Origin of the sequence: Paenibacillus sp. AK121 (genome assembly GCF_019042715.1) — a bacterium.
Lineage (GTDB): Bacteria > Bacillota > Bacilli > Paenibacillales > Paenibacillaceae > Paenibacillus > Paenibacillus polymyxa_C.
Genome location: NZ_JAHPJM010000001.1, coordinates 155832 through 179094 on the forward strand (window position 1 = coordinate 155832; position 23263 = coordinate 179094).

The 23263-nt window shown below is 48.1% G+C and carries 14 protein-coding genes; 10 read left to right on the forward strand and 4 right to left on the reverse strand.

Features of this window, described 5'->3' with window-relative positions; all coding sequences use genetic code 11:
- Positions 1–101: 101 nt before the first annotated feature.
- Both KSP24_RS00650 and lpdD read left to right on the forward strand, forming a co-directional pair.
- A complete protein-coding gene (locus tag KSP24_RS00650; protein WP_216974205.1) occupies positions 102–5606 on the forward strand; it encodes a S8 family serine peptidase in 5505 nt (1834 codons plus the stop codon).
- Between the two features lie 179 nt (positions 5607–5785).
- Entirely contained in the window at positions 5786–6136 is a 351-nt protein-coding gene (gene lpdD, locus KSP24_RS00655) for a prenylated flavin chaperone LpdD (RefSeq protein WP_025365561.1), read from the forward strand.
- 8 nt (positions 6137–6144) lie between these two features.
- Here lpdD and KSP24_RS00660 read toward each other — a convergent pair whose 3' ends face one another.
- Positions 6145–6732: a hypothetical protein gene (locus KSP24_RS00660; RefSeq protein WP_216974206.1), complete on the reverse strand. Its 588-nt coding sequence runs from the start codon at positions 6730–6732 to the stop codon at positions 6145–6147.
- Positions 6733–6955: 223 nt separating this feature from the next.
- On the opposite strand from KSP24_RS00660, the gene KSP24_RS00665 reads away from it, so the two are divergent.
- Entirely contained in the window at positions 6956–7327 is a 372-nt protein-coding gene (locus KSP24_RS00665) for a DUF4190 domain-containing protein (protein ID WP_013372515.1), read from the forward strand.
- 93 nt (positions 7328–7420) lie between these two features.
- Complete coding sequence (locus tag KSP24_RS00670) at positions 7421–7723, forward strand: hypothetical protein (RefSeq protein WP_165083162.1); 303 nt, start codon at positions 7421–7423, stop codon at positions 7721–7723.
- 73 nt (positions 7724–7796) lie between these two features.
- Here the strand turns inward: KSP24_RS00670 and KSP24_RS00675 are convergent, their stop codons facing one another.
- Positions 7797–7949 (reverse strand): DUF1540 domain-containing protein, encoded by a 153-nt coding sequence (locus tag KSP24_RS00675; protein WP_017426780.1) that lies wholly within the window; start codon positions 7947–7949, stop codon positions 7797–7799.
- Positions 7950–8247: 298 nt separating this feature from the next.
- Positions 8248–9435, reverse strand: a complete 1188-nt coding sequence (fabV, locus tag KSP24_RS00680) for an enoyl-ACP reductase FabV (RefSeq protein WP_216974207.1) — start codon at positions 9433–9435, stop codon at positions 8248–8250.
- Between the two features lie 189 nt (positions 9436–9624).
- Between fabV and KSP24_RS00685 the strand changes: the two genes are divergently transcribed.
- The 5 genes from KSP24_RS00685 to KSP24_RS00705 all read left to right on the forward strand — a co-directional run bounded on the left by KSP24_RS00685 (position 9625) and on the right by KSP24_RS00705 (position 20592).
- Positions 9625–16395: a WIAG-tail domain gene (locus tag KSP24_RS00685; protein WP_216974208.1), complete on the forward strand. Its 6771-nt coding sequence runs from the start codon at positions 9625–9627 to the stop codon at positions 16393–16395.
- Between the two features lie 157 nt (positions 16396–16552).
- Entirely contained in the window at positions 16553–17032 is a 480-nt protein-coding gene (locus tag KSP24_RS00690; protein ID WP_040103124.1) for a hypothetical protein, read from the forward strand.
- A gap of 174 nt (positions 17033–17206) precedes the next feature.
- Positions 17207–17917, forward strand: coding sequence for a response regulator transcription factor (locus KSP24_RS00695; RefSeq protein WP_216974209.1), 711 nt, complete (start codon positions 17207–17209; stop codon positions 17915–17917).
- A gap of 2 nt (positions 17918–17919) precedes the next feature.
- On the forward strand, positions 17920–19299 hold the full coding sequence (locus KSP24_RS00700; protein WP_013372508.1) for a sensor histidine kinase: 1380 nt from the start codon (positions 17920–17922) through the stop codon (positions 19297–19299).
- A 225-nt stretch (positions 19300–19524) separates the two neighbouring features.
- Positions 19525–20592, forward strand: coding sequence for an ABC transporter ATP-binding protein (locus tag KSP24_RS00705; RefSeq protein ID WP_013372507.1), 1068 nt, complete (start codon positions 19525–19527; stop codon positions 20590–20592).
- 144 nt (positions 20593–20736) lie between these two features.
- Here KSP24_RS00705 and KSP24_RS00710 read toward each other — a convergent pair whose 3' ends face one another.
- Entirely contained in the window at positions 20737–22020 is a 1284-nt protein-coding gene (locus KSP24_RS00710; protein ID WP_040103127.1) for a pectate lyase family protein, read from the reverse strand.
- Between the two features lie 444 nt (positions 22021–22464).
- On the opposite strand from KSP24_RS00710, the gene KSP24_RS00715 reads away from it, so the two are divergent.
- A complete protein-coding gene (locus tag KSP24_RS00715) occupies positions 22465–23202 on the forward strand; it encodes a cyclase family protein (RefSeq protein ID WP_216974210.1) in 738 nt (245 codons plus the stop codon).
- Positions 23203–23263 lie beyond the last annotated feature (61 nt).

The following is a 23263-nucleotide window of genomic DNA, read 5'->3' on the forward strand; positions in this document are numbered from 1 at the left end:
CGTATTGCGCAAGCCGCGTGTTTGATGTGCAAGGCATGAGGTCTGACTCTGTACAGGTTATTTCGGAATCATTAAACCTAGTAAAAGGAGTGGAGAAGTAATTGATTAAACCTAGACGTTTCAAGAAATCGTTATCTATTGGACTCTCTTTGCTTATGGCCTTTTCATTTGTTCAACCCGCTTTAGCGAAAAACACACCGGATGGCTCCAAGCTGGAGCTGAAATCAGCCTCACACAAGGTCACGACCGCGAAGGTGTCCCCGAAACTGACCAAACAGTTTGAGGAGAACAACTATGTTACTTATTTGGTCAAATTAAAAGAACAGGTAGATACCAATAAGGTTTCCAAAAATGCTCTCCAAAAGGCTTCACTTGAGAAAATAACACCTTCCGCCGCAAAAATGGCTGTACGTAGCCATGTAATCAGCTCTTTGCGTGAAACGGCTTCCAGAACTCAATATGGGCTTGAAAGTTATTTGAATAAGGAATCAGAGAGCGGCGGAGTAAAAGAATATAAAAGCTATTTTATTGTCAATGCTTTGGCTGTCACGAGCACCAAGGAGGTGCTGGACCATATTTCGAAGCTGCCCGAGGTCGATAAAATTTTGCCGAATGAAACACGTTATCTGCAAAAGGTAACGGTTGATAAACAGCCAGAGGACACAGGTAACAAAGCGGCTGGAACAGCAACGGCAGCAACGGCAAAGTCTGACACAGCACAGAAGGCTGTAGAACCGGAAAAGGACGATAGCAAAACATCGGCATTGCCCGGCAATACAGGCAAGAACGCTGTGGATCCATCTACGGTGGAATGGAATATATCCCATATTAACGCACCACAAGTGTGGGAAAAAGGAATTGACGGAACCGGAATCGTGGTCGCCAATCTCGATACAGGCGTAGACTACACGCATCCGGCCCTTCATCGCAAATGGCGTGGTCTGGATGCGGCAGGCAATGTCGTAAATCCAGAACTGAGCTGGTATGATCCGCATAGTCATGCGGCGCTTCCGGTCGATCAGGAAGACGATTCCCATGGTACGCATACGATGGGCACGATGGTCGGCTCCGAGGAAAATGGAACGAACCGAGTGGGCGTTGCCCCTGGTGCAAAGTGGATTGCGGTTCGGATTTTTAATCCGGAAACGACGGATGCAATTATACTGGACGGCGGTCAATGGCTGCTTGCGCCAAAAGATGCTCAAGGTAATCTTCATCCCGAGCTTGCTCCAGATGTAGTGAACAACTCGTGGGGAGGCGGACCGGGTCTTGATGAATGGTTCCGGCCTGTAGTTCAGGCGTGGCGGGATGCTCAGATCTTTCCCGAATTCTCCGCAGGAAACACCTCTCTCTCCAATCCGGGCGGACCTGGATCGGTAGCCAATCCGGCCAACTATCCGGAATCCTTTGCCACTGGGGCAACCGATATCAATGATAAACTGGGAAGCTTTTCATTGCTGGGACCCTCACCTTACGGTGAGATCAAGCCCGAAGTTTCCGCGCCGGGTGTAAATATTCGTTCAACCGTGGCTGGTGGCGGTTATAAAGGTGGCTATAACGGTACTTCCATGGCCGGTCCTCATGTTGCGGGTCTGGCTGCTCTGCTGCTGCAAGCGAATCATTCTCTTACCGTGGACCAGCTGGAGGAAATTTTGGAAAACACGGCTACCCCTCGGACAGACAGCACATATCCAACTTCGCCAAACAATGGATATGGACATGGTGTCATTAATGCACTCGATGCAGTCGGATCTGTCATGCAGGGTCTGGGCTCTGTATCCGGTAAAGTCGTAACAGGTGGCGACGATCTGGAAGCGCCTGTTCTTGAGCATACACCGCCTGCAGCTGCATTTGAGGGTCTTGATATACCTTTGACGGCTCATGTTACGGATGATGTTGGCGTAACAGCCGTTGAGGCATTTGCCAAAACAGCGGGTTCGTCAAACTATGTATACATTCCGTTGGAGCGGACCTCCGGAGACAGCAAAGACGGTACATATCAAGCGTCCATTCCGACCTTTTTGGTGGATAGCGCAGGTCTGGAATACTATATCCGTGTAAATGATTTCGGCAATAATGGTTTTGAAACGGAAGTATATAAGGTGAATGTCTCCAAAGGTGTTAAACCAGGCTACACACAAGACTTTGAAAAAGACATCGCCGGTATTAATATCGGTGGTCAGGGTAGTGTTTGGAAATGGGGAACCCCCACAAGCGGCCCTAAAAGCGCACATTCGGGTACAAAGGTCATCGCGACCAATCTCGAAGGCCAATACCAGACCAACACCAACAGTTATTTTATGGCTCCTCCTATTGATCTGACCGAGAGTTCCAAGGGGGCACTGGTCAGCTTCAAGCATTGGTACGATCTTGAAAACAATTCTGATTTCGGCAAAGTGTATGTAGCGACCACCAACAATCAGAATGCGTTTGAGCAGGTATTATCGTTTACTGGAACCAGCAATGGCTGGAAAACACAATATCTTGATTTGCGAGCATTTGCGGGTCAAAAGGTATACCTCCTGTTCAACTTTACTAGTGACAATACGATCGTGAAAGATGGCTGGTATATTGACGATCTGTCCATTCAGGAACCAGACGCCGTTGCACCTGCTGCCCCTGGCCATTTGACTGCTGAAGCAGATAATGTGGGCAATGTTACACTCGCCTGGGGTGCTTCCTCTGATGAAGATGTGAAGCAGTACAAGGTGTATCGTTCAACCCAGTCTGGCAAAAATTATACTTCCATCGGTACAACTTCTGGGCTGACCTACACGGATACGATCACCGTCGGTGGTGCGACCTATCATTATGCAGTGGCAGCCGAGGATTATAGCGGTAACGAAGGTGTCAAGTCGAACGAGGCTTCACTAAGAGTGGATGTGCCGGATACGCTGTATAGCGATCATTTTGATGGCAGCTCAGACAATGGATGGACTCATTCCGGGACCAAGGATGAATGGGAACGCGGCATTCCTAAGGAAGTAGGACCGGGGAGCGCAGTGTCCAAGCCGAATGTGTGGGCCACCGATCTCGATAGCAACTATGAGAACGGTGCTGATTTTTCACTGGTTTCTCCAAAAATTAATTTGAATGGTATACGCAACGCAACACTGACTTTCAACCACTGGTTTGAAATTGAGGGCGGCTATGATTACGGATATGTAGAAGTGTCCAAAAACAATGGCGACACGTGGAGTGAGCTGGGTAAGTTCTCACATAATACAAGTGGTAAGAATTGGGCGCCTGTTTACTACAATCTGGATAGCTATACCGGCAACGAGATTCAAGTTCGTTTCCGCTTGAAATCGGATAACAGTGTGAACAAAAATGGCTGGTACATTGACGATTTCCGTGTGCTGGGTGTTCCAGCTTCGACAGTGACCAAGGATATCGTACCTGAGTCCAATATCAAGCTGGAAAAAGCGGAAGAACAATTCCCGCTATATAAAATTACAAGCACTGAAAAGAGTGAATTCCAGGAAAAAGTGAAGCCGACAGATGCATCCGTGGAGCGTGGACGTGTCGGTCTCGACAGTCTTCCAGCCAGTGCTACCGTTACGGTACTGGAAACCGGACGTTCGGTGAAAACAGACCCAACCACGGGCAAATACAGCTTCACTCATGTAGCAGGTGACTATACGCTGAAGGCCGAAGCCTACGGTTACGTGCCTCAGACGAAAGCAGTCACGATTGAAAATAACAAAGTCATCAGAGCAAACTTTAGTCTCCAGGCTGTCCCTCACGGTACGATTCACGGGGTTATTACCGACAAGCAATCCGGTGAACCGATCCAAAAAGCGAAAGTATTGGTGCTGGAAGATGCACGTATTGCTCCTGTAGAGACGAATGAGGCTGGAGAATTTACACTGGACGTGCTGGAAGGAACATACACATTGTCCATTGCAGCCGAAAATTATTACAGTGACAGTGTTTCCGTGACTGCTCCTCCAAACGGCAGTGTTGAAGCGAATGTCACGTTGAAGCCTTTCATCGGTTTCCAAGGAGGCATTGCCTATGATGACGGTACAGGAGAAAATGCCAGAGCCTTTAACGCGGCAGGCAATTCATGGGCAGTGAGAATGACACCTGAGTCGGAAGTGGCACAAGTGACAGGAGCATCCCTTTTGTTCTGGAACTCTGCTTTCCCGAATCCGGGGGGAACGGCATTCCAATATTCTATCTATGACGCCTCCGGTACAGCAGGAGCACCTGGACGACTAGTGGCTGGTCCATTCGACGGGACTGCTGTCCGGGATGAGACACAATGGACGACGGTGCAGCTCCCAGAGCCGGTGACGGTTCAAGGTGATTTCTACATCGTATATACACAGTCTGCGGTAGGGACACAGTCACCAGGTCTGGCTACAGATGAAAACAGTCCCAATGCGCTTCGCAGCTGGCAAGGTGTAAGCGGCACATGGAGCCAATCACCTGAAGAGGAAGGGAACTACATGATCCGGGCTATCGTCAGATATCCGGTGAATGCTCCAACGATTACGACTCCTACGAAGGCTACGTATACGCAGGAGGAAACGATTACCGTAACAGGAACTTCCCCGGCAGAAGGAGCTGATATTCAGCTCTTTAACGGTAAGGAGCTGACTGGCACAACGAAAGTGAAGGATCGTCAATTCAGTTTGTCGGTCGATCTTCAGCCAGGTGCTAATCCGCTAAGTGTTCAAGCGGCGGTATACGGCAAAGTAACGGATCGTTCTGAGCCGGTGGTTGTAACGCTCGATCAGACTAAACCGGGTCTGATCCTGACTTCACCTGATGAAGGAGCTCGTACAAATGCGGGTGTGGTCAGTGTAACCGGTACGGTGTATGACGAGTTCCTCACCGAATTGACGATTAACGGCGAGCCCGCTGAATTCGGAAGTGACGGTAGCTTTAATAAACGGCTGCTTATCAATGAAGGTGAAAATCAAGTTACGGTAACGGCCAAAGATCTTGCCGAAAACGAAACGACTGTTACACGCTCGGTGTATGTCGATACAGCGCTGCCGAAGCTTGAAAATATTAGCCCTGCTGAGGATGTACGTATTACTCCAGGACAGCCGGTACGAGTAGCTTTTGACAGTGCATCCGGTTTAGAGGCATCCTTCCATGTGGAGCTGCCCTTTAACCTGTCCACTTTGGCCCGTAATGAAATTCCATTAAATGAAACTTCGTCAGGCCACTATGAAGGTACTTATCTCACTTCATCTTCTCTGAACCTGGAAGGCGGAGTCATCGTGATCCGGGTAAGGGATGCAGCGGGGAATGAAGTGGAGACGGAGGCGCCGGGGAGGTTGTATGTAACCCATGGTGGAGGAGAGGGCCCAGGTCCGAATCCACCTACATCGAATGAAAAGCCGGTAGCTATTATCCAGGCGAATGACTCAGCCAAGAAGAACAAAAATGTACAATTTAACGCCAAAGCTTCCCGCGATACAGATGGTGAGATCATCAGCTACAGTTGGAATTTTGGTGATGGCGATACGGCAGTTGGTTCCAAGGTGAAGCATAAATTCACCACAGCCGGAACGTATACCGTGGAGCTAACAGTAACGGATAATGACGGCGCAACGGGTAAGGCAGTGCATACCATCACAATCCGTTAACAGCAAGTAAGAGGATGGGAGTTTTTTTAGAATACAATAAAGGTCTACAGCAAGCCACTGTTAATAGAGGCTGCTGTGGGCCTTTTTAAATTTGTCCAACAGTTCAGGAAGCGATACAATGAATGGTACTCTATGAAGTGAATCGTTTCACAATAATATTTTTAGCAGGAGAGGATCATATGATTCATTTGGAAAAAGAAAGCGGACGTATCCGTCTTGTGCTGGATGCCTATTTTATGGGGGAAGATATCGTTGTGCTCATATCAGGCGGTGATCAGCCTCACTTGGGGACGATTACTGCGGGGGCTAGGCTTGAGCCTATTCAAACCGTGCAATTGCAAAACCACAAGGAATTTTATATTACTGAAGAAATTGCAGTTCGCTTGCGTAAAGAGTTTGCGGGTAACTTCGCCATTTGCTGCGGGACGCATTTGGATCATGCAACCAAGGATGAAATCCGAGTGCTGACAGACATGGCTATACAAATGGGAAAAGAGCTCATTGAAGAACTTAAGCAAGTGCGCTTGTAGCGACCTTTTTAAGTGAACTCTCGAAAAAGTAGATTGCGATAGGGGTACTTACTAAAGGGATACTCAAAAAGCAATGCAAAACCATCATCCTCAATGTCTACAGATTTTAGCGCAGAGGATGGAATTAAACTACGGATCATTACATGAACTGCACGCTGGTCTTGCCTGTTGATCGCTTTGGCTAGGGCAGAAGCAAAGCATTCATTGCGTGCCAATTCGCGATACAGCGGAAAAACGGCTTTGGCAATGGCGCGATGAACCTTTGGCTCAAATGTAAACTGCACCGTCCCGGGTGGAATCGTCGTACCGTTCGTGTAATAGAGCATCGGCGGCTGAGCTAAAAAGGAAACAAAGTAGCCAATCCCATTCGTACCTAAGCCTTGTTTGGCGGCAAATGGCGCTACCGAGCAGAGAAGGGATTTCATCCGATCCAAATTACCCTGAACGACAGCTCGTGACCATTGGACGGCAAAAGCACGTTGGGTTGCAATAGCTTTGTAAAATGGCAGCATGGCGGCGGATATTTTCCGAAGTGTCTCTGCATGTAAACGTTGGTGAGACGAGCCCTTTCTGCGGGCTGTTCCACGATATAACATAGCTCCGTCCTCCTTGGCAGGATGCTCTCTTGGAGCGTAATTTATCTGTAATAGGTACAGTACTGTGTATGCCCGATTATCTCAAAAAGTGCTAAGATGCTACGCTTCTTCTTTTTAACGTTCTAATTTAAAAAATTGAAATAAGTACTGTCCTGATTTGTAAGATTGTGGTACCCTAGAACTTATATATTGCTATTATAATTATTGGAGTTGAATTAAACAGATGAGTGACTTGTACAAGGAGCCTCGATCTTCCGATCCTTTTCAGGAGCCGAACGATTATAACGCTCCATTTAACCAGCCCCCAGTAGTTCCACCTACAAACAGTAAAGCTGTTGCCTCGATGGTGCTCGGGATTTTATCTGTTGTCATTCCCTATCTTGGGTTGATTATCGGAATTGTGGGTATTATTTTGTCCAGTCTTTCCCTGAAGGAAATTAACCGTCATGGCGAGCAAGGCAGAGGTATGGCCATTGCTGGACTGGTATGTAGTATTATCGGCACACTGATTTATGCACTGATTATTATTTTCTTGGTTATTGTTTTTGTTGTGGCGGCCTCCAGTGGCGATCCGGATATTTTTTCAGACATTTAATGAATTAAAGAATGTTTGAGTCAGACAAACCATTCACGATTTGCCTATTGGATGCTATGATACAGGGAGTCCAATCAAGGAGAGTGAAGCAGTATGGCACGTACTCAAACACAAAAGGCGTTAAGCAAGGCGAAACGCGCCGGGATCTATTGCGCGGCACAGAGTCGTAAAACGAATGATCATTATGGCGAAATTTCACAGCACACGCGAATGAAGCCAACCAAGCAGGAACAATTACAAAAGGTCAAGCACAAGAAGCGACTCGTTCAGGGTGACGCTTCTTTTTTTGTCTTAAGCGAAGTCGAAAAACTTCGAGGAAGTGAATGTATAGGAGCGGATAGCATTTTCCATAACATAGGCCAAAAAGAACTTGATAATAATTATCATTCTTGTTAGAATCATAAGAAAGAAGGAACCCTGGCAGGGGCTCCTTCATGATAAAGCTATGGTTTGGCTTGAAAACTAAGGTCTATTTTGCTTCAAAGGTTTTGCAGTCTGTTTCTTCGGACGTGTGAGTGTTTGCAGGCTTGTTGCTTACGATATAAATAGAGCTTGCGCTGCATTTATTATCCTGAGCCCAGTACGTGCATGAGTTGACTTCGCACAGAACGTCTTTTGCCATATTGTTCACCTCCTTACAGGGATGTGATGGGCTGAGCAAAAATAATCACGGTCAGTCAAGGTAGGACTTGTCCAACTGTGCTTACCCTCTTGGTAAGAAGAGGGATTTTGCTATGCCTACTTGTACAATATCAAATGAATTTTAAAATTGCAATGTTTACACATTTTGCAGTTCAAAATAGACACAAGTGTTCCTTTTTAGTTAGAAAACAAAAAGCTGTCCTTGTGCAGAAGAGAATGTTCTTCTGCCAGAGACAGCTTTTTTATATTTTTCTAACAGAATGGCAGCACTAAAAGACTTAGCGTGCGTTAGGAATATTTACGATCGGATCAATATCAGCATCATAGTCCACACCCTCAAACTCAAAGCCGAACAGCTGGAAAAATTCGCGACGATATCCTTCAAGATCGGACAATTCATAGATATTATGGGTTGTCAGTACCTCCCATATTTTCGCGACTTCTGCCTGCACATCCTCGCGCAGTTCCCAATCATCAATGCGAATACGACCTTCTTCATCTACAGCAGTTTCTGGTGCGTACAGACGCTCGGCAAACAGGCGGTAGCTCTGTTCTATGCACCCTTCATGCAGCCCTTTCTCCTTCATCACCTTATATAAAGCGGAAATATACAGAGGAACGACAGGGATGGCCGAACTGGATTGGGTAACGAGTCCTTTGGTGACTGCGACGAAGGCGCGTCCACCCGTGGTTTTCATCTGGTCGTTCAGCTGACGTGCTGTCGCCTCCAGATGATCTTTTGCACTTCCGATACTGCCTTCTCGGTAGATGGCTTGGGTAATATCTGAACCGATATACGAAAAAGAGAAGGTAGTGGCGTTATCAGCGAGCACGCCGCCTGCACGCAAGGCGTCAATCCACAATTTCCAATCCTCACCGCCCATAACCTCTACAGTCCCCTGTACTTCTTCTTCTGTAGCCGGTTCGAGCGTCACGCTGCTGACTTCACCGGTGTGGAAGTTAACGGTCTTATTCGTGTAAGGCTCACCAATAGGTTTGAGCACGGAATTAGACGTTTCGCCTGTGCGGGGATTAGTACGGCGACCTGAAGCCACACTGTAAACCACCAGATCGACTTGTCCCAGTTCTTCGCGAATGGCTTCCACCGTTTTGGCTTTGACCTCATCCGAGAAGGCATCTCCTGTCACGCTTAAAGATTTAAGCCCAGCATCCTGAGCTGCTTTTTCAAATGCAGCAGAATTATACCAGCCTGCTGATGATGTGCGTGTAGCCGTAGCATTGCTAGGACGATACACGCCAATTGTATTGGCACGCGCACCGAAAGCGGCCGTAATTCGAGAAGCCAACCCATATCCGGCCGATGCCCCGATCACAAGCACATTACGAGGTCCCTGGATAGCAGGACGGGCTTGTACATAGTCAATTTGCTCCTGAACATGTTGGGCACAGCCCACCGGATGAGCAGTGGTGCAGATAAAGCCACGTGTTCTTGGTTTGATAATCATGTTATTGTAGTTCCTCTCTTCTTGTAGCAATCTTCACCCTTACTATTTTAACTTTTAACAATTTTTTTTCAAACGTGGATTTCAGTAAGTATCCTTTTTACCCAAAAGTGAATCTCTGTACAGGGTGGCAAGTGCCTAAGAGTCTGCATATGATGCTGTAACGATAAACATGAGAAGGGAGAGAGCTGCTTGAAGAACAAGAGCCGCAAAACCAACAGAAACAAAAAGCCGCTCTATCGTGTAATTGACCCGGATATGAATGAGTTAAGTATGATACAACGCTCAAAACCACTGCCTGCGGAGAGGGAGACAGAAGCAAGACTTCATCAAGTTGCTTCTCCGCCTCCCCCAACTACAGAGGAGTCGGAGCTACAGACAGTTATCGAGCCTGAAGTCGAGGCTCTGCACGAGAAAGAGATTGAGGTTGCAGATGTAGAGGAGACTCCAGCTTTGATGGAAGAACCCCCACTGCCAGAGCTAGAACCAGAGCAAGAACTAGATCCAGAACCGGAGCCGGAACCAGAGCCAGAACCAGAACCTGATCCAATTGATGTGGAAGAAATTTTGAACAATAAGAAGGCTCCGCATGTAAACAATGCTTTCATCTATACAGACGATTTGAGTGATTTCGCTGTGACAGGTGAAAAGATCGCTCCCGCTTCCATAGATTCCAGCAAGCTGAAACAAGAGAGTATCCAAACGGAATTTCTAGCAGATTATGCTGTTCATACAATTAAAATAGCTGACGGTGCTGTGACTGCTTCGAAGATTGCTCCCGACTCCATTACGGTCGAGCATCTGTCGGACGCATCAGTGGCAGGCAGTAAATTGCAGGATCGCTCTATTAGTGGTGAAAAACTTCGTGATGGCAGCATCACTCCAGAAAAGCTGGCGGATAAAATTATCAGCGGCGATCATATTGCCAATGGCTCGATTGAAAGCCGTCATTTCAAGCAATGGATCGTGTCTTCAGATATGCTTCAAGATCAGTCGGTCACCTCCGATAAAATTCGCAGCGGTACGATTCAATCGAACAATTTGGCGAATGAAGCTGTTGATAGCTCCAAGCTGGGCGATCAGTCTGTGACCACCTCCAAACTGCGGGATGGGGCTGTGGATGGAACTAAAATCCAGGCAGGCAGCATTGAGAGCGCACACCTGACCGAGCATGCCGTTCATGCCCGGCACCTAGCTCCGGGTTCGATTAATCGCAAGCAACTATCCGACGGACTAGTGGGCAGGGAACAATTGGAGGAAGGTGTTGTCAGCGGGCGTCATCTGGAGTCTGAGGCAGTCACCAGTACGCACATTCAGGCAGGAGCGATTGAAAGAAAGCATCTCAGTCCTGGCTCCATCGGGGAAGAGCAGCTTGGAACGGGTCAAGTGACAGCCCGGCATATCGCGGATCGGAGTATTCAATCCAATAAACTGGCAGATCAGTCTGTAGGCTCATTGCAGATTGTTGATCAATCCGTCACTTCATCCAAAATATCGGATCAGAGCATTCTCCCACACAAAATTGCCGATGAGGCAGTACTTACCAGACATATTGCAACAGCAGCCATACAAGGACCTCAGATTTCTCCAGAGGCAGTTTCTTCCGTGCATCTTCAATCCGAAATTATTCGGAAAGATCATATTGCACCAGAGGCGGTTACGGAGCAACATTTGCATTCCGGGGCTGTGACAAGCGAGAAAATAGGGAAAGGTGCAGTTCTGGATTACCATGTGGCGAATCAGGCTATCAAGGAAAATCACATCGCTTCGAGCGCTATTAAGTCTGACAAAATCGCTGACGAGGCGGTTATAGAAACTAAAATTGGCACAGGGGCGGTAACCGGAAATAAAGTTGCGTCTCAAGCCATTACCCACGTACACATTGCAACGGGAGTAATCCGTGAAAACCACCTTGCCGACAACAGTGTGGGCGGAAAGGCGTTACAGGCTCAATCGGTGGATTCAACCCATTTGGCCCAGAGCTCTGTACAGAGCAAGCATCTTGGGGAAGACAGTGTCGGAACCGCGGCGTTGCAGGAACAGTCCGTTACCGCAGACATACTAGGCGAAGGCGCTGTTCATACCGCGCATTTGGCCAGTGGTGCGGTATACTCCCACCATTTACAGGATCATGCCGTTACTTCGTTGAAACTATCGCCGGAAAGTGTGGCTACGGATAAAATTAATGATTTGGCGATTACTGCGCCTAAGCTAGCTGAGGGCAGTGTCACTTCCTCCAAGCTGTCTGCTCGTTCGGTGCAGCCATGGCATATTACGGATAAAGCAGTACTGAGCAACCATCTGGCTGTTGAAGCAGTGGAGGCGAATCATCTCGCGCCGGAATCCGTCACCTCCAACCATTTGCAGTCTGCTTCGGTCCAAACCAAACATCTCGCCCCAGATAGTGTGTCCGGCCATGCACTTCAGTCGGAAAGCGTCACTTCCGAGAAGTTAGCGGCTCGAGCTGTGCAGGCTTCCAACCTGGCGGAAAACAGCGTGGGACCTGGGCATTTGGCTGCACAGGCCGTACACACCAGACATTTGGCCGCAGGATCAGTAGAGGACACGATATTAGCCCAGAATGCTGTGAAGTCTGAGCATCTTGCAGCAGAATCCATCCGATCCGAGCATTTGCAAAGCGGGATCATTCAAGGAGAGCATATTGCATTGCAGGCGATAGCGACTCCGGCCATACAGGATGAAGCGGTTACCTCTGCCAAACTATCAGAGGAAAGTGTAACCTCTACCAAGCTGTCAGCCCATGCAGTGCAGTCCGGGCATATTATGGATGAAGCTGTACAAAGCAACCACTTGGCCGTAGCGGTTGTGGACTCGACCCATCTGGCATCTGGAGCGGTCACCTCGGTGCACCTACAGGCCTCCTCGGTGCTAACGAGACATTTGGCTCCGGATAGTGTGTCCGGTCGTGCACTTCAAGCGGAAAGTGTAACCTCGGAAAAACTGGCAGCCCGCTCGGTACAAGGAATGAACCTTGCAGAAGGCAGTATCGGCCCTTCACATCTATCTGTGCAGTCCGTACACACGCGGCATTTGGCAGCTGGAGCGGTACAGGATAGAGTGCTGGCAGAGGGAGCGGTGAAGTCCGTGCACATTGCCCCGGAATCGATCCAACCACACCATCTGCATACTGAAATCATTCAGGGCGAGCATATTGCATCCCAGGCCATATCGACCGATGCTTTACAAGATGAGTCTGTGACATCTGACAAACTGGCAGATGAGGGCGTGACTGCCGCCAAGCTGTCGGCCCACTCCGTACAGTCGTGGCACATTACAGACGAAGCAGTGCAAGGAAATCATTTGGCAGCAGAAGCTATCCAGTCGAACCATCTGGCCCCGGAAAGTGTCACTTCAGCCCACTTGCAGTCTTCGTCAGTGCTCACGAGCCATCTGGCCCCGGATAGTGTGTCCGGCCGTGCGCTACAAGCGGAAAGCATCACCTCGGAAAAGTTGGCAGCCCACTCGGTGCAAGGAGCGAATCTTGCGGAAGACAGCGTCGGCCCGTCACATTTGTCTGCACAGTCGGTACACGCCCGGCATTTGGCAACTGGCGCAGTACAGGATACAACGCTGGCAAAGGGAGCAGTGAAGTCGGTACACATTACCGCGGGGTCAATCCAGCCGCATCACCTGCACACAGGAAGCATTCAGGGCGAGCATATCGCATCCCAGGCCATATCGACCGATGCTTTGCAGGATGCGTCTGTTACCTCCGATAAATTGGTGGATGAGGGTGTGACTGCCGCCAAGCTGTCGGTCAACTCGGTACAGCCGTGGCACATTACAGACGAAGCAGTGCAAGGAAATCATTTGGCAGCAGAAGCCATCCAGTCAAGCCATCTGGCTTCCGAATCCGTTACCTCTCGCCATTTGCAGGCTTCCTCAGTGCTTACGAGTCATCTGGCGCCAGATAGTGTATCCGGTCGTGCACTACAGGCGGAAAGCGTCACCTCAGAAAAGCTGGCAGCGCGCTCGGTACAAGGGACGAATCTTGCGGAAGGCAGCATCGGCCCGTCCCATCTGTCTGCACAGTCCGTACACAGCCGGCATCTGGTAGCCGGAGCGGTACAGGATAGAGCGTTGGCAGAGGGAGCAGTGAAATCCGTGCATATCGCTCCAGAATCGATCCAATCGCACCATCTGCACCCTGGAACCATTCAGGGCGAGCATCTGGCATCTCAGTCGATATCGACTGATGTTTTACAGGATGAGTCTGTGACATCTGATAAATTGGCCGATGAGGGTGTGACTGCCGCTAAGTTGTCGGCTCACTCGGTACAGCCGTGGCACATTACAGATGAAGCAGTGCAAGCTAATCATTTGGCAGAAGAGGCCGTTCAATCGAGTCATCTGGCGCCGGAATCTGTCACCTCAGCCCACTTACAGTCTTCGGTGATACTTGCGAGTCATTTGGCGCCGGATAGTGTATCCGGTCTTGCGCTACAAGCGGAAAGCGTCACTTCAGAAAAGCTGGCAGCACGCTCGGTGCAAGGGACGAATCTTGCGGAAGACAGCGTCGGTCCTTCGCATTTATCTTCACAGTCGGTACACACTCAGCATTTGGCAGTCGGCGCAGTGCAGGATACAGCGCTAGCCGAGGGGGCAGTGAAGTCGGTACACATTGCCCCGGAATCCATCCAGCCGCATCACCTGCACCCTGGAACTATTCAGAGCGAGCATCTGGCATCCCTGTCGGTATCGACCGATGCATTACAGGATGAGTCCGTTACGTCTGATAAATTAGCGAATGAGGGTGTGACTGCTGCCAAACTGTCGGCTCACTCGGTACAACCGTGGCACATTGCGGACGAAGCAGTGCAAGCCAATCATTTGGCAGAAGAGACCATCCAGTCGAGCCATCTGTCACCGGAATCTGTCACTTCAGCCCACTTGCAGTCTTCGGCGGTACTTGCGAGCCATCTGGCCCCGGATAGTGTGTCCGGGCGTGCGTTACAAGCGGAAAGCGTCACCTCGGAGAAGCTGGCAGCCCACTCGGTGCAAGGAACGAATCTGGCGGAAGACAGCATCGGCCCGTCCCATCTGTCTGCACAGTCGGTACACACCCAGCATTTGGCAATCGGTGCAGTACAGGATACAGCACTGGCAGAAGGGGCAGTGAAATCCGTGCATATTGCCCCGGAATCGATCCAGCCGCACCATCTACACCCCGGAACCATTCAGGGCGAGCATCTGGCATACCAGTCGATATCGACTAATGCTCTGCAGGATGAGTCTGTTACGTCCGATAAATTGGCAGATGAGGTCGTAACTGCCGCCAAAATATCTCCACATTCCGTACAGCCATGGCACATTACGGATGAAGCAGTGCAAGCCAATCATTTGGCAGAAGAGGTCGTTCAGTCGAGCCATCTGTCACCGGAATCTGTCACCTCAGCCCACTTGCAGTCTTCGGCGGTACTTGCGAGCCATCTGGCCCCGGATAGTGTGTCTAGTCATGCGTTACAAGCGGAAAGCGTCACCTCGGAGAAGCTGGCGGCCCATTCGGTACAAGGGGCGAATCTTGCTGAAGGCAGCGTCGGTCCTGCGCATTTGTCTGCTCATTCGGTACACACCCAGCATTTGGCAATCGGTGCAGTACAGGATACAGCACTGGCAGAAGGGGCAGTGAAATCCGTGCATATTGCCCCGGAATCGATCCAGCCGCACCATCTACACCCCGGAACCATTCAGGGCGAGCATCTGGCATACCAGTCGATATCGACTAATGCTCTGCAGGATGAGTCTGTTACGTCCGATAAACTGGCAGATGAGGTCGTGACAGCTGCCAAAATATCTCCACATTCCGTACAGCCGTGGCACATTACGGACGAAGCAGTGCAAGCCCATCATTTGGCAGAAGAGACCATCCAGTCGAGCCATCTGGCGCCGGAATCCGTCACCTCAGCCCACTTGCAGCCTTCGGCAGTGACGATCCAGCATATTGCGCCAGGGAGTGTATCTGTTCACGCGCTCCAGGCAGGCAGCGTGAACGCTGAGAAGCTTGCGCTTCGGGCGGTCCGAGCTTCGAATCTGGCGGAAGCCAGCGTAAGCTCTGTACATTTGACAGAACATGCCGTGCAAGCCCAGCATTTGTCCGATGGAGCGATTCAAGAGTCAGCACTGGCAGAGGGGGCAGTGCAGTCCCGCCACATTTCACCGGATTCTGTCCAATCCGAGCATTTGCAAGCAGGAGCTATTCAGTCACAGCATATCGGCTGGCAGGCGGTGTCAGAGGAAGCTATACTGGATGGAGCGGTGACGTCCGGCAAACTCGCAGATGGAACGGTGGAGTCCCGCCATGTGGCTGAGGAGGTAATTGAAGGCCACCATATTGCAGAGGAAGTCATTGATTCGCACCATCTGAAACCCGGCTCAGTAACACTGAATCAATTGTCCACAGATATTCATCTCTCGGGACTTTTGCCTGAGGAAGGAATCAGTGGCGACAAACTTCAGGCAAACAGTATATCCCGCAGCCATCTGCAGGATCAGGTCGTCGACAGTGAGGTGCTGAGTCCAGAAGCTGTAGGTCCGAAGCATCTACAAGCTGCTGCGATACAAAGTCATCATGTGGCAGAGCAGAGCATCGAAGGTCATCATCTGGTAGAAGGTTCCGTGGGCTCACGTGAGCTGGAACTGAACGCAGTGACACCAGAGCATTTGAGCATCACCCCGGTCCGTACTTGTACAAATCAGCCTGCATTGCAGCAGTTTGGCAGAGCGCCGTTTCTTTTAAAGGGAAGCGAAGGAGAGACAGAAGTAACCATTGTATTCGGGGAGCCATTTGTGAACCCGGATTACACATTGGTAGCGATGACGAACCATCCTCTCTTCCATGCAACGCTGAAATCTCAGACGACTCATGGAGCGGTGATCGTTGTAACCAAGTGGAGTGAAACCGCGCATAACTACGGTATTGTTTCCTGGATTGCCATCGGTTAGTGGAGATGATGGTTGCAACATTTATAGCGTGCAGACTCATGTATTTTTCAGATACAGAGCTGCACGCTTTTTCATATACTTTTCACATATTTGCTCCACAATTATCCCGAATTCTCCTGATAAGCTAAAGATACTTTAAAGGAGAGGTGATTCAATCATGAAAAAATGGACTAAAAATGCAGCAGCTGTATTGACCGTAGTAAGTGTACTGGGAGGAGCAAGCAGCGCATTCGCCGCTACAGCAACCACAACTCCAGTCACCACTGCACCAGCCATCAAAGCTCCTGCGGTTACGACTCCTGCTAGCAAAACACCGTCAAAAGCGCCTGCAACGAAAACACCTGTGGTGAAAGCACCTGTTAAAAAAGCTCCTGCCAAAAAAGCCAGTGCGAAAAAAGTGGCAAGCCACAAAGCAAAAGCAGTGAAAGCAAAACACCGCACAGTTAAACATCATGCGAAAAAACATAATGCTGTTCAACGCAAGGTAGCGGCACATAAAACTCGTGCACAACATGTTGTATCTAAAAAAGTAACCCATAAAGCTCCAGTAAAAAAAGCAGTCCCAGCTAAAACAGCTCCAAAAACGGTGAAAACAGCTCCAAAAGCAGCAGCTAAAGTAGTAACAAACAAAAAATAAGGTAGAAGGTAGAAGTTAGTTAGCTTTCAGTTCACCTAGCATATACAGCAGCGATTCATGATAAGAAAAGACGGGACCGGGAACGGTATACCCGTCTTTTGTCTATTCTGTGGGGCTTCTGATAAGCTTAAGAAAGGATGCTAGCATTCAGAACAACAGCAAGGAGTTAAGGCTATGACAAAAATAGTAGTAGTAGATGACGATGTATTCATTTTGCAACTAATATCTGAATATTTGAAAAAAGAGTCCTACGAGGTAACTTCCTTTTCCAGTGGGAAAACACTGGTAGAGCATATCCGAACCAACCGTCCGGATTGTCTCGTGCTTGATATTATGATGCCAGGCATTGACGGGCTTTCTCTATTGACTCAGCTTCGTGAGTTTACAGAAATGCCAATCATTATGATCTCCGCGCGCGGAGAGGAAAATGACCGCATCCATGGGCTGGAATTGGGATGCAGTGACTTTCTGACCAAGCCCTTTAATCCAAGGGAGCTGGTGGGAAGGGTCAAAGCGATGCTGAGACTGAGCAAGGCGGGCACGTCTGCATCTGATGACAAGCAAGCAGCAGAGGACGCAAATCTTTGCCATGCAGGCAATCTGTGCATTTTTGCTGACTTTCGTAAAGTTACAGTAGACGGACGAGCGGTGAATTTGACCTCGCGTGAATTCGATCTGTTGCTGTTTCTTGCGAATCATTTGGAACGGCCTTTTGGCAGAGAGCATTTGATTCAGCAGGTGTGGAGCTATGATTTTATAGGGGATGTGAGGGTCGTAGATGATCTGGTCAAACGTATTCGAAAAAAGTTGGCAGAATACCACTCCACGCTCGTCATTAACACGGTATGGGGATTTGGATATAAAGCAACGGTTCAGGAGATGTAGCCATGCGTACGATGAGAGCCAAAATTCTGCTGTCCCTGTCTATTGCAATGCTGATTACTGTCTGTATTACGGTGGTCTTATTTATCAGGCTCATCGACGACATTCTGGTGAATCAGGCCAAATCCAAGCTCCATGAGCAGGCACGCAAAGCCGTCCATATTATGAGTGACGGGGGCTTTGATCGACTGGATAATGCTGAACTTAACTATGTTATCAAGGGTGTGCTTTTATCTGCCGATTACTTTATTTTAAGCACGGATAACCGCATCATCGACTCCAGCGTCTCTGGAATGGAAGGCAAAAAGCTCGAGCGTTTGCTTTTGACCCGCCAGGGCTTTTTTGCATCGGTTCATCCGTCTGCCCACGATCTGGTTACTACACATGAAGGCGTTGCTGTCCTTCAAGGTAAAAAGATACTGTTTACGAATGAAGAATTGCCCGGACAACCTTTTCGGATCTTTGTATACTCACCCTTATCTTCTTTGAGAGCACTCTATGTACCATTAATGAGAACTACGCTGCTGTCAATCGTCGCGAGTTTTCTGGTGATTCTCGTTATTGGTCTGATGGTTGTTTCACGTCTGGTGCGTCCGCTCAAGCGATTGAAAGAGGCGGTAGGCAACTATGAGCCGAATCAGCCGCAGGATAGTGATTTTCCGCAGGCGGACAAAAGCGAAATTGGCGAACTGATAGGCACCTTTCATTCCATGTCCGCCCGCATTCAGCAGCACCACCACAGCCAAATTGAATTTCTACAAAATGTATCACACGAGCTAAGGACACCGTTAATGTCCATTCAAGGCTATGTATATGCCATTCAGGATCAAGTAGTATCGCAGGACGAGGGACTGAGCATTATTAAAGTGCAATCCCAGCGATTAATTGATATGGTGGAAAAGTTGCTTCAGCTATCGAGGTTGGAGGCGCTGAATGAGGAATGGCCCGTCTCTTTGATTGATCTGAGAAGTATGGCGGAGGACGCTGTTCATCTGTTGATGCCGATGGCCAGCGAACGCTCTATCTCGCTGCGAGTGGAGGGAGAGGGTCTGCATGTGGCCGTTCCGGCCGAGCAATTATTCCGTATGATATTGAATTTGCTGCAAAATGCAGTTCGACACACCTCCACAGAGGTAGTCATTCATTTGGAGACGGGGACAACACCGGAGGTTGTGTGGGTTATGCATGTAGATGATGATGGGGAAGGTCTAACCGAATCTGAAGCAGCCGAGGTGTTCGGAAGATTCTATACCGGATCAAATGGTGCGACGGGACTAGGATTGGCCATCTGCCGTCAAATAGCCTCCCGACTGAATGGAGAATTACTTTGTACACGATCGCCATTAGGTGGGGCACGCTTCAGCTACATTCAACGCATGTCATGACGCATGTTATAAATGAGGCAAAAATGGTTAAAAATGATCAATTTTTCGCTAAAACGTGCCATTAATATGACATTTCATGATAGGTTTTTGGTGATATTTTAGATATTGCTTGACTGGCAGGTACTAAAATGAGTAAAATTATTCGTATATACCTTGACTCATGAACGTCGTTTTTTTAGATAGTGGTCAATAATAGTGATGAATAATAAATGAAAGAGTGATGAGATGAACCGCCTTTTGGAAGTGAAGGACTTAACGATATCTTTCAAGACCCGTCAGGGACTAGTGCAGGCCATTCGTGGCGTAAACTTTCATGTCAATAAAGGAGAGACGCTGGCGATTGTCGGTGAATCCGGCTCAGGCAAAAGCGTAACCTCACAAGCTGTTATGAAGCTGATCCCGACTCCTCCGGGCGTTTATCAAAAGGGTCAAATTATGTTTGACGGACAAGAGCTGATTAATAAAACGGAAAAGCAGATGCAAAAAATTCGTGGTAAGGAAATTGGTCTGATTTCTCAGGACCCTATGACTTCACTTAACCCGACGATGAAAGTCGGTAAGCAGATCACGGAAGTGCTTTTCAAGCATGAAAAGATATCCAAGGACGCTGCTCGCAAGCGGGGTATTGAGTTGCTGAATCTGGTAGGTATTCCACATCCTGAACAGCGTTTTAACCAATATCCACATGAATTTAGTGGCGGTATGCGTCAACGTGTCGTCATTGCAATGGCATTGGCTGCTAATCCGAAACTTCTGATTGCCGATGAGCCGACGACTGCGTTGGATGTAACCATTCAAGCTCAAATCTTGGAACTGATGAAGGATCTTCAGAAAAAAATTGATACTTCTATCATCTTTATTACTCATGATCTCGGTGTTGTGGCGAAGATGGCGGATCGCGTTGCTGTTATGTATGCAGGGCAAATCGTGGAAACAGGTACGGTTAATGAAATTTTCTATAACCCAAAACATCCATATACATGGGGACTCCTCGCTTCCATGCCTAGTTTGGACAGCCATGGTCAGAAGCTGGCTGCGATCCCGGGAACACCACCGGATCTGCTTCACCCACCTGTAGGGGATGCTTTTGCAGCCCGTAGTTCTTATGCCATGAAAATTGACTTTGAGAAAGAGCCTCCACTCTATCAATTGTCTGATACACACTTTGTGAAATCATGGCTGCTTCATCCAGATGCACCTGCGGTTGAGCCACCAGAAGCGGTGAAGGCTAAACTTCGCAAGCTGGATAACGCATTTGAAAAGCCAGTTTTAGTTGAACAATACGGCAGTTAAAGCACGATATCATTTGTAAATAATCAAATAATAAATAAAAAAAGGCTGTTTCTCCATGTGAATTAATATTACGGAGGAACAGCCTTTTTGGTGTAACACCACAGGTTGTATGAGTCTGTGGTGATTTATATTAGACGGCAGCGCTTACAACTTGCCGGAACCGGCTTGGGAAGTGACTTCTGTCTTCACGCTGGCGGACGGGGAAATTTTATCGTTCAAGGATGGCTTCCAGCCTACAGAGGAGCTAAGCCCCGCGCTGGAGCCTGCGTTTACGGCCTGTCCATTCAGAAGTGTGCCAGTGTCTGACAGGGCAGTTCCACCAAAAACAGTCACAATTTTGGCTGCGGACAGTCCCGCAACGTCAATGACATTGTTTTCAGCAAAGATTTTAGAGGCTTTGCCCGCGCCCCATATATACAGTGTAGGGTATTCAGAGCGTTTTACATCACCTGTATAGTAATTGTTATATAGATGGACTTGTCCATAACGTACGCGCGGTGTGCGTTGTACTGTATTCTCATAATAATTGTGATGCAGGGTTACACGTAAAGCCCCTTCATCTGCTGTTTTACTGTCGCTGTTGCCGATAATGGATGTTTTGTCATGATCGTAAAAGTGATTGTATGAAATGGTAACCAGATCACCTTGGTTAATCACATCGAGCAGTCCATCATGATGTTGGTATTCTTGACCGTAGAAGGTGCCGTTTCCGCTATCGGGGTGAGCCCCGTCATTGAACGTATTGTGATCCACCCATACATGCGTAGCTCCGTTAATTGTAATGCTGTCATATTCTGAATTCCAGTTGCCTGTACTGCCATCAGTTGGGTCCCATTGTGGGAAATAATCGTAGGCATCCTGAAACTCAATATTACGGATAATGACGTTGTCTGTACCCTTTTTTAATTGGAAGTTTGCCCCATTAATGACGGCATTGTTGCCCAGACCGACAATCGTTGTATTGGATGGAATTTCAATAACGATACGACTGGCTTGATTCTTCTGTGATGCCTTACGTGCATCTTCCAATGTACCAGAAGGAACCTTTTTCCCCCATGTAGACGGATCATACGCCTTGAGATACGCATTGAAATCATACTTAGAGTCCTTGTAATCGTTCAATCCTAATGGTTTATTATTGTCATCGACGTTAGCATTGATTGTACCTTTGACATAAATAATTTTAGGTGTAGTGTTGCTGCTCTTGCCTAACGCATCGACAAGTTGTTTACGGTTCGTTACGGTGAAAGTATTGGAGGAAGTAGCAGTAGCTCCACCTGTTGTGCCAGTAGAAAAGGCGGCCCAGCCGTTTTTGCTGCCGAGTGTCTCCTTGCCAATATCGCTGGCTGCATGAGCAGGTGCACCCATAGGAGCCAGAGTAGCGAACAGTAACACGGCTGCGATTCCGAGTGAAAATCTCTTTTTCATAAAATACCTCCGTATATTGGATAAATGGAGTAGACGAACGAAGGGAGTCCCGGGTGCTCCTGTAGTTTCTACATGTTCTATCATACTTTGTGTTCCAGTATTTGTTAATATAATAAAAGTTACATACTAAAATTTTTGTCGAATTTTTTATATAATTCAATAGAGCCCTTCTTTTTCCAATCAAAACGCATATGCCAGAATGAAAACGTTAACAATCATACCGAACAGAAAATGTATATATGATTATATGGAATTTTCCTGGTGAATTTCTTTCAAAATCAGTCTGTTCATCTTCATATTAAAGCAAAGAAAAATTGAACGGTTTTTCTCATAATGTTAACGATTTCAAAACCAAAATGCGAAGGAGAAGGACAGGGGATTTATGGATTTTTGTAGCATCCTCAGGTACAATGCTTGTAATAAAGCTGAGGAGGAATGGGCATCATGGCAGAGCATTTAGCAGATATCCTGAAATTGTTGAAGCAAAAAGAGTGGGTGGACTTGTCCCATGCCTTTTATCCCGAAATTCCCCATTTTCCGGTTTTCGATAATGTTCAGGTGGATACCCTGTTTACCCACGACGATGGCTTTTTTGTAAAACAATACTGCTTTCCAGGGCAATATGGAACTCATATCGACGCCCCCGTTCATTTTGTGAAGGGTAAACGTTATTTACATGAGCTTTCGTTGAAGGAACTGGTTTTGCCGCTGGTTGTCATTGACCGTTCAGCAGCCGTTGCAGCCAATTCCGACTATGAGCTTACGGTTGCGGATATTCTGGATTTTGAAAAAGAGCACGGACGCATTGCCAATCAGTCCTTTGTCGCCTTTCGTAGTGATTGGAGCAAGCGTTGGCCTGATCCTGATGCCTTCTCGAACAAGGACAACGCTGGAGATGCACATTGCCCGGGTTGGTCGCTGGATGCGCTGCGCTTTTTGGTAGAGGAACGAAATGTTGCTGCTATTGGACATGAAACACTGGATACTGACTCCTCTGTAGCTTATCGAAAAGAGGGCAAGCTGGTAGGAGAATATTACATATTGGAGCAGGATCGATATCAAGTTGAGGTGCTGACGAATTTGGACAAGCTGCCCCCGAAGGGTGCAGTCATTTATAATATTGTACCGAGCATTCAGGATTCTCCGGGATTTCCGGTGCGCTCCTTTGCTATTTTGCCTTAATCTTGAGCTTAAAAGACCGATTCAGATCTGGACTTCTGAATCGGTCTTTTTCTAGCATATA

Coding starts and splice junctions, on each gene's coding strand:
- lpdD (WP_025365561.1), top strand. CDS start 5,786: ATGATTCATTTGGAAAAAGAAAGCGGACGTATCCGTCTTGTGCTGGAT.
- KSP24_RS00660 (WP_216974206.1), bottom strand. CDS start 6,732: ATGTTATATCGTGGAACAGCCCGCAGAAAGGGCTCGTCTCACCAACGT.
- KSP24_RS00665 (WP_013372515.1), top strand. CDS start 6,956: ATGAGTGACTTGTACAAGGAGCCTCGATCTTCCGATCCTTTTCAGGAG.
- KSP24_RS00670 (WP_165083162.1), top strand. CDS start 7,421: ATGGCACGTACTCAAACACAAAAGGCGTTAAGCAAGGCGAAACGCGCC.
- KSP24_RS00675 (WP_017426780.1), bottom strand. CDS start 7,949: ATGGCAAAAGACGTTCTGTGCGAAGTCAACTCATGCACGTACTGGGCT.
- fabV (WP_216974207.1), bottom strand. CDS start 9,435: ATGATTATCAAACCAAGAACACGTGGCTTTATCTGCACCACTGCTCAT.
- KSP24_RS00690 (WP_040103124.1), top strand. CDS start 16,553: ATGAAAAAATGGACTAAAAATGCAGCAGCTGTATTGACCGTAGTAAGT.
- KSP24_RS00695 (WP_216974209.1), top strand. CDS start 17,207: ATGACAAAAATAGTAGTAGTAGATGACGATGTATTCATTTTGCAACTA.
- KSP24_RS00700 (WP_013372508.1), top strand. CDS start 17,920: ATGCGTACGATGAGAGCCAAAATTCTGCTGTCCCTGTCTATTGCAATG.
- KSP24_RS00705 (WP_013372507.1), top strand. CDS start 19,525: ATGAACCGCCTTTTGGAAGTGAAGGACTTAACGATATCTTTCAAGACC.
- KSP24_RS00710 (WP_040103127.1), bottom strand. CDS start 22,020: ATGAAAAAGAGATTTTCACTCGGAATCGCAGCCGTGTTACTGTTCGCT.
- KSP24_RS00715 (WP_216974210.1), top strand. CDS start 22,465: ATGGCAGAGCATTTAGCAGATATCCTGAAATTGTTGAAGCAAAAAGAG.